Origin of the sequence: Pseudomonas sp. BN505 (assembly GCF_029873175.1) — a bacterium.
In the GTDB taxonomy this organism is placed as follows: Bacteria; Pseudomonadota; Gammaproteobacteria; order Pseudomonadales; family Pseudomonadaceae; genus Aquipseudomonas; species Aquipseudomonas putida.
Genome location: NZ_SSOI01000070.1, coordinates 1 through 13,294, shown reverse-complemented (window position 1 = coordinate 13,294; position 13,294 = coordinate 1). Strand labels below are relative to the sequence as shown.

Here is a 13,294-nt window from a genome sequence, read left to right as displayed (position 1 = left end):
GAAGTGTGATGAAGCAGCGGGTAACGGTAATCGGTGGCGGGGTGGTTGGCCTGGCAACGGCCTACGCGCTTGTTCGTGAAGGGTGGTCGGTTGATTTGATCGAGGCCCGTGACAGCCTGGCGTCGGCCACCAGCTTCGCCAATGGTGGGCAATTGTCCTATCGCTATGTGGCACCGCTGGCTGATACCGGGGTGCCTTGGCAGGCACTGGGTTGGCTATTGCAGGGCGAGTCGCCGCTGCGCCTGCGCTTGCGTCTGGACCCGGCGCAGTGGCGCTGGCTGCTGGCATTCACCTTGGCATGCCGGCGCAGCGTCAATCGCCGAAATGCCGGGCAACTGCTGGAGCTGGCGCTGCGCAGCCAAGCGGTTCTGGCGCAGTGGCGCGACAGCCAGAACTTTGGGGATTTTGCCTGGCGGCGCAATGGCAAGCTGGTGGCCTTTCGCAGCGAACGGGCCTTTGCCCATGGCCGGGCGCAATTGACCGACCCGGCCAGCCAGCGGGTGCTGGCGGCCGCCGAGTTGCGCGCGCTGGACCCTGCCCTGGAGGGCGCACCGTTTGTGGGTGGCGTGTTCACAGCGGATGAAGAGGTTGGCGATTGTCACTTGTTCTGCCAGCGCCTGGAGGCTCTGTTGCGCGCTTCGGGGCAATGCCGTTTCCTGCTTGGCCGGCCAGTGACGCAGCTGGTACGGCGCCAGGACCAGGTCGTAGCGCTGCAACTGGGCAACGAACAACTGGAGGTGGAACAGTTGGTGCTGTGTGCCGGGCATCGTGGCCCAGGCTTGGCTTTACCGGGGGTGCAGATACCGGTGTATCCGCTTAAGGGCTACAGCCTGACGGCACCCATCAGCGCCTGGCATCGGCCGCCGGAGGTGAGCCTTACCGACTATGAACGCAAGATCGTCTATGCCCGCCTGGGGCAGCAGCTGCGGGTAGCGGCGATGGTGGACATTGTCGGGTTCGACGAATCGGTGGAAAAGCGCAGGTTGCAGAGCATGCGACGGCTGGCGCTGGAGACATTACCGATGGCTGCGGATTATGGGCAGGCGGTGGAGTGGGCGGGCATGCGACCGGCGACACCGACCGGGGTGCCGATCATAGGTGGGACGGTGTATCGCAACCTGTGGCTGAACCTGGGGCATGGGGCTTTGGGGTTTACACTGGCCTGTGGCAGTGCAGAGCGGCTGGCTAGAGAAATCGGTTGACCATACCGGCCTCTTCGCGGGTAAACCCGCTCCCACAGGACCCCACAGCATTCAGGTTTGTGGTGAACCTGTGGGAGCGGGTTTACCCGCGAAGAGGCCGGTACAGCCAAACCTGAAATCAGCGGCCCAGGCGCATCGGCCAACCCACCACTTTCTTCACCCGCGGCGTGGCATAGGTTCGCACTTTGGAGGTGCTCAAGCCCATGCGCACCAGCGATTCGGCGATGGTCACCGCCGCGCTCACGCCATCCACCACCGGCACGCCGGTGCGCTGGCGGATCTGCTCGTCCAGCCCGGCCATCCCACCGCAACCCAGGCAGATCACCTCTGCCTTGTCGTCCCGCACGGCGCGTTCGGCCTGCTCGACAATCGCCTCCACAGCCCGTTGTGGGTCAGCTTCCAGCTCCAGCACCGCCAGCCCGCTGGCCCGCACCGACGCACAGCGGTCATAAAGGCCAGACAGCTTCAGACGGTCTTCGATCAGTGGCACGGTGCGGTCCAGCGTGGTCACCACGGAATAGGCATGGCCCAGGTACATCGCGGTGCTGGCGGCTGCATCGGTAATGTCCACCACTGGCACGTTCAGCAATTCCTGCAGGCCCTCGCGGCCGTGTTCGCCATAACCGGCCTGGATCACGGCGTCGTAGGGGCCCTCGTAGGCCAGCACCCGGTCCATCACGGCGATGGCGGCCAGGTAGCTTTCGAAGTTGCCTTCCACCGACTCGGCACCGAACCAAGGGGTAAGGCCGACAATTTCGGTACCGGGCGCTGCTACCGCTCGGGCTTGCTGGGCAATGGCTTCGGTGATGGCTTCGGTGGTGTTGACGTTGGCGATCAGAATACGCATGGGCAGTCCTCCCTGATTAATGGCTGCTGTGGTCGACGGCGATGCATTCGCCGCTGACGTCGTGGTAGTGGCGGTTGCGTGGTGCGATCAGCAGGTACAGGACGGCGGCGATGCCGGCACCGATCAGCCAGGAGAACGGGGCCACACTGTGGAAATTGGGTACCAGGGCCAGCACGATGGCCAGCAACGCAGCAGGCACGAAGGCGGCCACGGCGCGCAGGTTGATACCCTTGCTGTAGTGGTAGGCGCCGGTCGGGTGCTCGGTGTACAGCTCTGGCACGTTGATGCAGCCTTTGCGCAGCAACCAGTAGTCGGACATGATCACCCCGTACAGCGGGCCCAGCAGGGCGCCCAGGCCGGACAGGAAGTACACGATCACCAGCGGACTGTTGTACAGGTTCCACGGCATGATCAGCACCGCCAGGGTGGCGCTGATCAGCCCCGCGCGGCGGAAGTTCAGGTGGCGTGGCGCCAGGTTGCTGAGCACGAAGGCCGGGGCGACGAAGTTGGCCATGATGTTCACCGCCACGGTGACAATCAGGAAGGCTACGCAGCCCAGTACCAGGAACAACGTGCTGGGGATGGCGGCGACGATCTGGGTCGGGCTGTCGATGATCTGGCCGTTGATCTGGAACTGCGCGCCGCACAGCACCACGGTGATCACGGCAAACACCAGGATGTTCACCGGCAGGCCCCAGAAGTTGCCGACGCGAATGGTCTTGCGGCATGGCGAGGAGCGGGCGAAATCACAGAAATTCAGCACCAGGGTGCCGTAGATGGCCAGCCACAATGCGCCGCCGGCGAAGATGTTGCGCCACATATCGATGCCGGTCAGTGGCTCGGCGACCGACCAGGCGATGCGCGCGTCGGCCTTGAAGTACATGAACACTGCCAGGGCGGCCACGGTCAGCAGGATCACCGGGCCGGCGAAGGCCTCGTAGCGGCGCACCATCTCCATGCCGTAGGCCAGGATCACCAGCTGTACCAGCCAGATTGACACGAAGCACACCCAGCCCAGGCTCGACAGGCCGAGGATGCTGTCGTGGTCGTAGGCCGCCATTTGCGGCCACACGGCGGTAAGCAGCACGCGCAGCACCACTGAGGCCAGGTAGGTCTGGATGCCAAACCAGGCAATGGCAATGACTGCGCGGATTAGCGCCGGTATCTGTGCGCCATGGATGCCGAAGGCAATCCGGCTGATGACCGGGAACGGCACCCCGGTTTTCTGCCCCATGTAGCCGGACAGGTTCATGAAGAAGTACACCAGCGCCGCGCCAATGGCCAGCGACAGCAAAATCTGCCAGCCACCCAGGCCAAGGGCGAACAAGCCCATGGCGAACGAGTAGTTGGCAATATTGTGCACATCGTTTGTCCACAACGCGAAGATACTATAGCCACCCCAGCGCCGCCCTGCGGTGCGTGTCGGGGCAAGGTCGCGGTTGTGCAGGCGCGGGCTCAGGGCCAGTTCTGGCGCATTGCCGACCAGGCTGGAAGCGGGGTGGGTGCTGGCGACGGATAGTTCAGGGGCAAGGTCGAGGCTGCTACTCATTCCGGCGGGCTCCTGATGCACTTTGACTGCGATGAGCGGGCATGCGCACGGGCTCGCCATCTCGTCGGTGCAGCTTGGCATCACAGGGTTCTGGGCGCGGCGGCCGGCTTTGGACCGGCGTGGCGGGTTCTTGTGTATTTATGTTTTGTTCAAGTTGTATACAAAACACGAACACACCAAAGCGAGTTCCATGCCAAGGGAATGCAAGTTTCAACAGATGGAGATTTCGAACTTATCTTGTTGAAAGATAAGTTAATGAAATAAAGAAAGTATAAGTTGACCAATTGAGCAGGTTTAATTTTTTATAAAGTGCAATAGTTGATCAATTGGTCAAAATAAGTGGCGATGAGTGTGTAACGGATTGGGGCGCTATTGGAGAAAGTGCACACAAAAATGGCACTTATGGTGACATTCTTGTGTACAAAAAATAGTCAGCTTTTCTTGCTCGGTCCTCTTCGCGGGCGCGCCCGCGAAGAGGCCGGAACAGGCGAATTCATTCCATTGGCGGCAATCGCCGCTTCACCGGGCTTTTCTTGATGATGGCGGTGTTGGTCTCGGCCAGCACATTGATGCGGTCGAGCAAGGTGTCCAGTTGCTCCATCGAGCGCACATGCAACCGGGCAATGAAACAGTCCTCCCCGGTGACCTTGTCGCATTCGGTGAACTCGGGGATGGCAATGATCTGCCGTTCTACCTCCTGCAGCTGGCCCGGCAGTGGGCGGATGCGCACGATGGCCTGTAACTGGTAACCAAAGGCGCGCGGGTCGACCTCCACGGTGTAACCGCGCAGCACCCCACGCTCTTCCAGTCGGCGCAGGCGCTCGCTGACGCTGGGCGCGGACAGCCCGCTGACTTGCGCCAAGGCTTTGAGCGAGCGACGCGAGTCTTCCATCAGTGCGTTGATCAGCAGTTGGTCGATGGCATCGGTCATGGTCACCTCGTCAGGTAATTCGCCTTATTTGCCTTGATAGTAAAGGCAAGGCTGCAAATTTGCCTTGGTAAACCGCTGGAAGGCAAGGCTGCAACCTTTGCATACTGTTTTCATCGTCAATGGGAGGTGTGAGATGGACAGTTCATTGCGCCGTGGCTCGCTGGAAATGGTCGCCGCCATGCTGATTTCCGGGACCATCGGCTGGTTCGTGCTGGTGTCGGGGCAGCCGGTGCTCGAGGTGGTGTTCTGGCGCTGCGTTTTCGGCGCCGTGACCCTGCTGGTGATTTGCGCCGCTTTCGGCTTTTTGCGGGCCGGAGTCATCAGCCGTACGGCGTTCCTGTTGGCGATCGCCAGCGGCGTGGCCATTGTCGGCAACTGGCTGCTGCTGTTTGCCTCGTATTCCCGTGCGTCGATCGCCATCGGGACAGCGGTGTACAACGTGCAGCCGTTCATGCTGGTGGGGCTGGCAGCGCTGTTTCTGGGCGAAAAGATCACACTGGCCAAGCTTACATGGCTTAGCGTGGCGTTCCTTGGCATGTTGGCCATCGTCAGCGCCCATGGTGCGGGGCAGGGCGGTGGTGAGGAATACTTGCTGGGCATTGGCCTGGCACTGGGCGCGGCGTTGTTGTATGCCATTGCGGCGTTGATCATCAAGCGGCTGAAAGGCACCCCGCCTCACCTGATCGCGTTGATCCAGGTAACGACGGGTGTGCTGTTGCTGGCGCCGTGGGTCAAGCTCGGCGGATTGCCGGGTGAAGTGTCAGCGCTGGCCAGCCTGTTGACGCTAGGCATGGTCCACACCGGCCTCATGTATGTGCTGCTGTACAGTGCCATCCAGCGTTTGCCCACGGCGTTGACCGGGGCGCTGTCGTTCATTTACCCGATTGCGGCGATTCTGGTGGACTGGGTGGCGTTCGGGCACCGCTTGGCGCCGCTGCAATGGCTGGGGGTAGGGCTGATTCTGCTGGCAGCGGCGGGGATGCAGCAGGGATGGTGGTTCCGGCCGGCGCGGCTTGCAGTCAAGAACTGAAGTGACCTTGCGGGCCTCTTCGCGGGTAAACCCGCTCCCACAGGATCACCGTGGCTCTGAATACTGTGGGGTCCCTGTGGGAGCGGGTTTACCCGCGAAGAGGCCCGCAAGGTAGAATGCCGCTTTTGCCAGCCTGCGACCCACCATGACTTCCCCGATTCACACCTTGGAGCAGCACCTGCTCGCCGCCTTCGACCCTGCCCCGCAGGAAACCCGCCGCCTGTTCCATGGCCGTGGCCGCTGCTGGGCAGGCCTGGAGCAGGTCACTGTGGACTGGTTGCAAGGCGTGCTCTCGGTAGCCCTGTTCCGCGAGCTGCCCGAGGGCCAACTGGCCGAACTGGAAGCCATGCTGCGCACTGTGGCCCAGTCCCCGCAATGGGCCGGCCAGGCCATTCTCATCCAGCACCGCTACTTGCCCGACAGCCCGGGCCAGTGGCTGCTGGGCGAGCCGTGCCAGCAACGCGAGGTGGTCGAAGACGGCCTGACCTACCTGCTGGACCTGGGCGTGCGGCAGAACAACGGCCTGTTCCTCGACATGCGCTACGGCCGGCGCTGGGTGCGCGCGCAGGCGGCGGGCAAGCGCGTGCTGAACCTGTTCGCCTACACCTGCGGCTTCTCGGTGGCAGCGATTGCCGGGGGCGCTGAGCAGGTGGTGAACCTGGACATGGCCAAGTCGGCGCTGTCCCGCGGGCGCGATAACCATCGCCTGAATGGCCACGATGCATCGCGTGTGGCCTACCTGGGGCATGAGCTGTTCAAGTCGTGGGGCAAGGTGCGCAAGTATGGGCCCTACGACCTGATCATCATCGACCCGCCGACCTTCCAGCGTGGCAGCTTCGTGCTGACCCAGGATTACGCGAAGATCCTGCGGCGTTTGCCGGAGTTGCTGAGCGCGGCTGGGACGGTGCTGGCCTGTGTCAACGACCCGGGGGTCGGGCCGGAGTTTCTGATCGAGGGGATGGCTGAGCAGGCGCCATCGCTGGTGTTTGTAGAGCGGCTGGAGAACCCGCCGGAGTTTCCGGATGTGGACCCGGCCGGGGGGCTCAAGGCCTTGGTATTCCGCCAGGTTTGATGTTGCTCTTACTGGCCTCTTCGCGGGCATGCCCGCTCCCACAGGGACCGCACAGCACGAAGGCCTGTGATGATCCTTGTGGGAGCGGGCGAGCCCGCGAAAGGGCCGGTGCAGGCGAATTCATGCCCCCAGGGCCTGCAGTGGCAGCGGGTACACCTGGGCAAAACTCACGTTGTCGGTCTGGTCCACCCGCTTCTTCAGCCGCTCGTTGAACGCCCGGCTCACCGCATACTGCCCGCCGGAGATGGTGCGGAACTGCGCCGTCAGCACAAACCCGTTCAAGTCCATGCGGTCCACCCCGAACACTTGCAGCGGCCCTTGCAGGTTGATGCGCAGCAGCGGGTCTTCGCTGATCGACTTGCCCACCTCATGGATCAGCGCCAGTGACGCATCCACATCACTGTCGTAGGTGAACTGCACCGAGAAGAACGCATAGGCGAACTGCCGCGACTGGTTGGTAACCGCCTTGATCTGGCCGAACGGCACCGAGTGCACGAAGCCTTTGCCATCGCGCAGGCGCAAGGTACGGATCGTCAGGCTTTCGACGGTACCGGCATGGCCGGAATCAAGCACCACCCAGTCGCCGATGGAAATGGTGTCCTCGATCAGGATGAACAGCCCGGTAATCACATCCTGTACCAGTTGCTGCGAGCCAAAGCCGATGGCCAGGCCGATCACCCCGGCACCGGCCAGCAGTGGCGCGACGTTGATGCCCAGGTTGGCCATGGTGGTGATGGTGCAGATGACGATCAGGATCACTTTGATCGCATTGCGCAGCATCGGCAGGATGGTCCGTACCCGGGTGCTCGGCTGGCGTGCGCTGCGGCGACCGACGGGTGGTTTGAGTGCTTCCTGGATGGCCGTGTCGAGTACCACCCACAGCAGCCAGGTGACCAGCAGGATCAGGCCAATGCTCGACAGCGAGTTGCTGATCGCCTGGCCCAGGCTGTTGCTCAGGGCGAAATCGACCACCGAGAAGCCCCAGATGCGCCCCAGCAGTTCGATGAAGGTCACCGCCATGGCGATGCGCAGTAGCGCATGGGCGAGGCTGCGCAGCAGCTCCTTGTAAGGGCGTACCCGCTGCGCCGGGTCGGTTTCGCGCTGGGCCAGCAAGTGTTGCAGCAAGGTGCTGAGGAACACGGTACAGACCAGCAGTACAGTGGTCAGCAAGGCTTTCTGCAGGGCCTTCTGGCTTTCTTCGCCGGCGCCGATCAGGTGAATGGCCGACACCAGGATCATCAGCAGGATCGGCAGATACCACAGCACCGAAAAGATCCGCAGGGTCTCCTGCACGGCGCGATGCTGCACGCGGTCCTTGAAGGCGCGGTTGCGGATCAGGTGCGCCACCGGGCGCCGCAGGCGGATCACCAGGCTGGCGAAGATGAAGGTGGCAATCAGGCCGGTGGCCACCGCGATGCTGGCGGTGATGTTGCCGCCCAGCTGGCGGGCGATTTGTGGGCTGGTCAGGGCGTCGCTCCAGGCCGCGAGGAAGCCGATCATGAACAGCGGGCGGGGGGCCAGGCGTTTGATGACCGCCACGGCGTCGCGTTTGTGCCCGGCATCGAACAGGGTCACCAGGCACAGGATGATCGAAGTCGAGAACAGGCCGCTGCTGGTGGCGTAAGCCAGGCTCAGGCCCAGGGCGCGGGCCACTGACGGGTCGAGAAAGCGGCTGGCGTACAGCGTCAGCGGCAGGCTGGCCAGCGCCGGCAGGGTGTAGGGCAGCAGGTAGCCGAGCAGGCTGCTGGCGCGTTTGCGTTCGCGTAGCCAGGGCGTACCGGAAGTGCGTTTGGCTACCCAGCGGCCGAGGCTGGTGAGTGCCGCGAAGCTGGCGGCCCAGGTAAGGGTGAGCAGAATGAAGTTGCCGGCAAGTTGCAGCGAATCGGTGGCCGAATGGCGGTCAACCAGGCGCTCGACTTCCTTGGCGGCGCGGTCGGTTCGCAGGCGCCAGGCATCCACCAGATGGGCGTCCAGGTCCAGCTCCTGAGCGGCGCTGTCCAGGCCGTCGGCCAGGGCGCCAAGCAGTCCGCCTTGCAGTACCGGTTCGGGTTCGGCGGGTTGTTCTTCAGTGGGGGTGGGGTCAGCGGCCAACAGGTGGGTGCTCAGCAGGCAGCCGAGCAGCAGGGTAGAGAGAAAACGCAGCACTGGAGTACTCCTTGGGCCGGGGTGAGCGGGGCAGGGTTACTCAAGGAACTGATTGCAGGTTGGTGGAGAAAGTTCGAAGAGGTGTGTCAAAACGACTGGCGCTATCGCCGGCAAGCCAGCTCCCACAGGTACTGCACACGCCTCGGGCATTGTGCAGTACCTGCCTGCATCAGTTATTGACCGGTATAGATCTGGTCAAACACCCCACCATCGTTGAAGTGGGTCTTCTGCACGGTGCGCCAGTCACCAAAGGTCTTCTCTACCGACAGGAAGTCCACTTTAGGGAAACGGTCGGTGTATTTGGCCAGCACCGTGGCATCACGCGGGCGCAGGTAGTTGTTGGCGGCGATCTCCTGGGCTTCTGGGGACCACAGGTACTTCAGGTATTCCTCGGCCACGGCCTTGGTACCTTTCTTCAGCACGACCTTGTCGACCACGCTGACAGGTGGCTCGGCTTCGGCCGACACGCTTGGGTAAACCACTTCGAACTGGTCGCGGCCGAACTCGCGGGCGATCATCTCGGCTTCGTTCTCGAAGGTGACCAGCACATCACCAATCTGGTTGGTCATGAAGGTGGTGGTGGCGGCACGGCCACCGGTGTCCAGCACCGGGGCCTGCTTGAACAGCTTGCCGACGAAATCGCGGGCCTTGCTCTCGTCACCGCCTTGCTTGAGCACATAGCCCCAGGCCGACAGGTACGTGTAGCGCCCGTTACCCGAGGTTTTCGGGTTGGGCACGATCACTTGCACGCCGTCCTTGAGCAGGTCGGGCCAGTCTTTCAGGGCTTTCGGGTTGCCCTTGCGCACGATGAACACAGTGGCCGAGGTGAACGGCGCGCTGTTGTTCGGTAGGCGGGTTACCCAGTTGTCCGGCACCAGCTTGCCATTGTCGACCAGTGCGTTGATGTCGGTGGCCATGTTCATGGTGATGACATCGGCCGGCAGGCCATCGATCACTGCACGCGCCTGTTTGCTCGAACCGCCGAAGGACATCTGCACGTTGACCTTCTCTTTGTGCTCGGCTTCCCAGTGCTTCTGGAAGGCCGGGTTGTAGTCCTTGTAGAAGTCGCGCATCACGTCGTAGGAAACGTTCAGCAGGGTGGGGGCGGCCTGGGCGAGGTTGCCCAAGGCCAGGCCTGCGGCGAGCAGCGAGGCGGTGAAGAGTTTTTTCACGTTGCGTCCTTGTTATCGAGATGTTGGCAATTTGCCTGCGACTATAGCGGGTGGGTTTGTGGCGGTTAAAGAACAAAAATGACTTTGGTTATGCCGTTGCCTGTACTGGCCTCTTCGCGGGTAAACCCGCTCCCACAGGGGCCGCGCACCGCTAAGGCCTGTGGTGATCCTGTGGGAGCGGGTTTACACGCGAAAGGGCCAGTACAGGCAGCATCATTGTTTGGGAAACAGCCCATTCCCACACCGGGAACAGAACGCCGCCCCATGCTCATGCGTCTTTTTGTGACACGTCGGGCATTCATGCTGCAGCTGCTCCCCGCGCATGGCATTGGCCAGTTCGGCGGTAAAGATGCCGGTCGGCACGGCAATGATCGAATAACCGGTAATCATCACCAGCGACGACAGCACCTGCCCCAGCGGCGTCTTTGGCACGATGTCGCCAAAGCCTACGGTGGTGAGGGTGACGATGGCCCAGTAGATGCCTTTGGGGATGCTGGTAAAGCCGTGCTCCGGCCCTTCGATCACGTACATCAGCGTGCCGAACACCGTCACCAGGGTCGATACCGTCACCAGGAACACGATGATCTTCTGCTTGCTACCGCGCAGCGCCTCCATCAGGTAGTGAGCCTGCTTGAGATAGGGGCTGAGCTTGAGCACGCGGAAGATCCGCAGCATCCGTATCACCCGGATGATCAGCAGGTACTGGGCGTCGCTGTAATAGAGGGCGATGATCCCCGGCACGATCGCCAGCAAGTCGACCAGGCCATAAAAACTGAAGGCATAGCGCAAGGGCTTGGGCGAGCAGTACAGGCGAGTGATGTACTCGGCCAGGAATATCGCCGTAAAGCCCCACTCGATGCCGGCCAGCAGGCCGGCGTAGCCTTGGTGCACTTCGTCGATGCTGTCGAGGATGACGGTGACCAGGCTGGCCAGGATGATCAGCAGGAGGATTTTGTCGAAGCGTCTTCCTGCCACGGTATCGGACTGGAAGACGATGACGAAGAGCCGCTCGCGCAGGCTCGCAGGGTTATTCATTGGCTCATTCCAAAAAAGCGATGGGCTGAGCCTAGGGGTTGCATTTCAGCTGTGCAAGCGGCTGGCGTTGCGCTGCCTGGGCTGAGCCAGGTGGCTGCCCAGGTGCATCAGCCAGCAGGCGGCGACGAAGGGCGCTGTCAGGCCCGGCACGGGCAGCAGCTTGAACAGCGATTGCAGCAACAGGGCCAAGGCGATGGCAAGCAGCGTCACCCAGGGTTTTTCACCTTGCCTGCTGAAGGCCAGTGCCGCCAGCGCGGCGTTGAAGCCATACAGGCCGAGCCATGCTGCCTGCGCCTGGTCGGCAATCAACGCCACGCCCCCACCGATGGCCGAGCCGATCACCGCCCACATTGCCGCGTAGGGGTTGGCGATGAACATGCCGACGATGATCAGCAACCCGGCCAAGGGCTGGTCAAGCAGGAAGATCTGACCGACGCCACGCGCCAGGGCGTCCAGCGGGTCGGCCTCGACGAAGCTGCTGGGCGAGGGGCTGGTGAGCATCAGCGTGCCCCAGCCCAGCAGGACGAACGGCGCGGTATAGGCAATCAGCAGCTTGCCGCCCCGCTTGCGCCACTGGTGGGTAATGATGCTGGACAGGCCGCCGGCAGCGATGATCAGTGGCGGCAGAATGGCCGACCAAGGCAGCACGGCGCTGATCAACAGGCCGATGAGCACGCCGTTGTAGCTGTACAGCCCGGCCTGGCGGTCGGCGCGGTCGTAGCCGCGTGCCTGGGCGGTGAGCAGGCCGGCCAGGGCGCCAAGCAGGGCGCCGCCGACCAGGTTGGGCGCGGTCAGCAGAATGGCCAGCAGGCAGCACAGGCCGCACAGGGGGTTGCGCAGCAGCAGCACCTGGCTGAAGCCGTTGAGTAATGCCGTGGCCCAGTCAGGGCACGGGTTGACGAAATTTTTGGTGTACATGGGGCAGTCAGTGAGGTTGATGGGGAGCGGTGGGCCTCTTTGGGCCTCGGTTTTCCGCAGTGCAGGTAGATCGGTGTACGGGGAGGGCTGCGCCCTCCATTCGCAGCACAAGGCTGCTCCTTGTATGTTGTGCCTAGCCTGATGAGAGAGGTTATTCTCGTCAGGCTATAGAAGCACTTCCGGGGAGGCCGATCGCTCCTGAAGGCAGGGTTTGCCCCTGACCTTGTCTGTAGAGAGGCCCCCCGCCTCATTGCCCACTACGAAGAGTATCGAGAAGCCGACAAGTCGGACTTCGCATTACAAGGTTGCAGCGGCATGAAGTTCGAGGTCGGGGAACCGGAGGCCATTGTTACCTAACTCGCTTGGGAGTGGGAAGAATGAATGTCTGTGTGGGCCTGGATATTGGTTCTCGTACGTCGATCGTTGGGGTGCGTAAAGATGGGCGTCCCGCTGGACAGTGGGATATCGCTCAAACCCCTGCTGGTCGTAAGGCAGCGGTGAAAAAGCTGCAGGCGCTCAAGCCCAAGTCGATCGTGATGGAGGCGACCGGAATCTATTACCTGGACCTGGCCCTTGAGCTGCATGCTGCGGACCTTCCTGTTTCGGTGATCAACCCCAAGAGCTTCCATAATTTCGCCAAGCTGATGCTGGTGAACAGTAAAACTGACTCGATAGATGCTCAGTTGCTGTCCGAGTACGGTGAACGTATGACACCGCGCTTGTGGACACCGCCAAGCTCCGTACAGCTTGAGCTGAGGGCTCTTGGCCGGCACATCAATCGTCTGGTCGGGCACCGCACCAGGGCGAAGAATGAGCTGCATGCATTGCAGGCGACCGCTACGACCGTGTCGATGCTGATCGAAGATCAAGAGGAAGCGATTGCCACTTTGGACAATCGCATTGAGCGTTTCCGCAAAGCCGGACGTGAGTTGATCGCTCAGTGTCCGACGCTTAACCGGCAGTACAAGCAGTTACTAGCGGGCCCGGGAATGGGAGAAGTCTCGGCACTTGCTGCCTTGGCTGAGCTGACCACCCTTCCTCAAATGCTCAAGTCCTCTCAGGTCGCTCGTCATGCTGGTCTAGATGTTCGACAGACACAGTCGGGGACAAGCATTGATAAACCTGGTCGGCTCGGCAAAAGCGGGAATGCCTATTTACGGGCGGCCATGTACATGCCGGCGCTGACGGCGGTGCGCTGCGATCCTTACGCGAAGGCCTTTTATGAATCGCTGGTCAGCAGGGGGAAGAAAAAAATGCAAGCGATCGCCGCTGTCATGCGCAAGTACCTGACAGGCATATGGGCATGCATGCGCGGCGATGAACCATTTGATACGGCCAAGCTTTTCAGCTCTGAACACCTTAGAAAAGCTTGACCGCCAACAGAGTATCTACA

The 13,294-nt window shown here is 62.1% G+C and carries 11 protein-coding genes; 4 read left to right on the top strand and 7 right to left on the bottom strand.

The window, feature by feature from the left end; all coding sequences use genetic code 11:
- Window positions 1-8: 8 nt before the first annotated feature.
- Entirely contained in the window at window positions 9-1,202 is a 1,194-nt protein-coding gene (locus E8E78_RS26545; protein WP_049277341.1) for a D-amino acid dehydrogenase, read from the top strand.
- Between the two features lie 118 nt (window positions 1,203-1,320).
- Here the strand turns inward: E8E78_RS26545 and E8E78_RS26540 are convergent, their stop codons facing one another.
- The 3 genes from E8E78_RS26540 to E8E78_RS26530 form a co-directional block, all read right to left on the bottom strand.
- Window positions 1,321-2,049, bottom strand: coding sequence for an aspartate/glutamate racemase family protein (locus tag E8E78_RS26540; protein WP_016498592.1), 729 nt, complete (start codon window positions 2,047-2,049; stop codon window positions 1,321-1,323).
- 16 nt (window positions 2,050-2,065) lie between these two features.
- Window positions 2,066-3,598 (bottom strand): NCS1 family nucleobase:cation symporter-1, encoded by a 1,533-nt coding sequence (locus E8E78_RS26535; RefSeq protein WP_059395750.1) that lies wholly within the window; start codon window positions 3,596-3,598, stop codon window positions 2,066-2,068.
- A 493-nt stretch (window positions 3,599-4,091) separates the two neighbouring features.
- Window positions 4,092-4,529: an Lrp/AsnC family transcriptional regulator gene (locus tag E8E78_RS26530; RefSeq protein WP_019473363.1), complete on the bottom strand. Its 438-nt coding sequence runs from the start codon at window positions 4,527-4,529 to the stop codon at window positions 4,092-4,094.
- A gap of 133 nt (window positions 4,530-4,662) precedes the next feature.
- Between E8E78_RS26530 and E8E78_RS26525 the strand changes: the two genes are divergently transcribed.
- Window positions 4,663-5,559, top strand: coding sequence for a DMT family transporter (locus E8E78_RS26525; RefSeq protein WP_049277337.1), 897 nt, complete (start codon window positions 4,663-4,665; stop codon window positions 5,557-5,559).
- 145 nt (window positions 5,560-5,704) lie between these two features.
- The gene (locus E8E78_RS26520; protein ID WP_049273338.1) at window positions 5,705-6,631 is read left to right on the top strand and encodes a class I SAM-dependent methyltransferase; all 927 of its coding nucleotides are present in this window, start codon (window positions 5,705-5,707) and stop codon (window positions 6,629-6,631) included.
- Between the two features lie 120 nt (window positions 6,632-6,751).
- On the opposite strand, the gene E8E78_RS26515 is transcribed toward E8E78_RS26520, so the two are convergent.
- From E8E78_RS26515 to E8E78_RS26500, 4 genes are all read right to left on the bottom strand, one after another.
- Window positions 6,752-8,776 (bottom strand): mechanosensitive ion channel domain-containing protein, encoded by a 2,025-nt coding sequence (locus E8E78_RS26515; RefSeq protein WP_049273336.1) that lies wholly within the window; start codon window positions 8,774-8,776, stop codon window positions 6,752-6,754.
- A gap of 173 nt (window positions 8,777-8,949) precedes the next feature.
- On the bottom strand, window positions 8,950-9,948 hold the full coding sequence (locus E8E78_RS26510) for a sulfate ABC transporter substrate-binding protein (RefSeq protein WP_049273334.1): 999 nt from the start codon (window positions 9,946-9,948) through the stop codon (window positions 8,950-8,952).
- A gap of 213 nt (window positions 9,949-10,161) precedes the next feature.
- Window positions 10,162-10,983, bottom strand: coding sequence for an ion transporter (locus E8E78_RS26505; RefSeq protein ID WP_049273333.1), 822 nt, complete (start codon window positions 10,981-10,983; stop codon window positions 10,162-10,164).
- A 45-nt stretch (window positions 10,984-11,028) separates the two neighbouring features.
- Window positions 11,029-11,901, bottom strand: a complete 873-nt coding sequence (locus E8E78_RS26500; RefSeq protein ID WP_049273331.1) for an urea transporter — start codon at window positions 11,899-11,901, stop codon at window positions 11,029-11,031.
- Window positions 11,902-12,278: 377 nt separating this feature from the next.
- Between E8E78_RS26500 and E8E78_RS26495 the strand changes: the two genes are divergently transcribed.
- A complete protein-coding gene (locus tag E8E78_RS26495; protein WP_016497900.1) occupies window positions 12,279-13,274 on the top strand; it encodes an IS110 family transposase in 996 nt (331 codons plus the stop codon).
- The last annotated feature ends 20 nt before the right edge of the window (window positions 13,275-13,294 follow it).

Coding starts and splice junctions, on each gene's coding strand:
- E8E78_RS26545 (WP_049277341.1), top strand. CDS start 9: ATGAAGCAGCGGGTAACGGTAATCGGTGGCGGGGTGGTTGGCCTGGCA.
- E8E78_RS26540 (WP_016498592.1), bottom strand. CDS start 2,049: ATGCGTATTCTGATCGCCAACGTCAACACCACCGAAGCCATCACCGAA.
- E8E78_RS26535 (WP_059395750.1), bottom strand. CDS start 3,598: ATGAGTAGCAGCCTCGACCTTGCCCCTGAACTATCCGTCGCCAGCACC.
- E8E78_RS26530 (WP_019473363.1), bottom strand. CDS start 4,529: ATGACCGATGCCATCGACCAACTGCTGATCAACGCACTGATGGAAGAC.
- E8E78_RS26525 (WP_049277337.1), top strand. CDS start 4,663: ATGGACAGTTCATTGCGCCGTGGCTCGCTGGAAATGGTCGCCGCCATG.
- E8E78_RS26520 (WP_049273338.1), top strand. CDS start 5,705: ATGACTTCCCCGATTCACACCTTGGAGCAGCACCTGCTCGCCGCCTTC.
- E8E78_RS26505 (WP_049273333.1), bottom strand. CDS start 10,983: ATGAATAACCCTGCGAGCCTGCGCGAGCGGCTCTTCGTCATCGTCTTC.
- E8E78_RS26500 (WP_049273331.1), bottom strand. CDS start 11,901: ATGTACACCAAAAATTTCGTCAACCCGTGCCCTGACTGGGCCACGGCA.
- E8E78_RS26495 (WP_016497900.1), top strand. CDS start 12,279: ATGAATGTCTGTGTGGGCCTGGATATTGGTTCTCGTACGTCGATCGTT.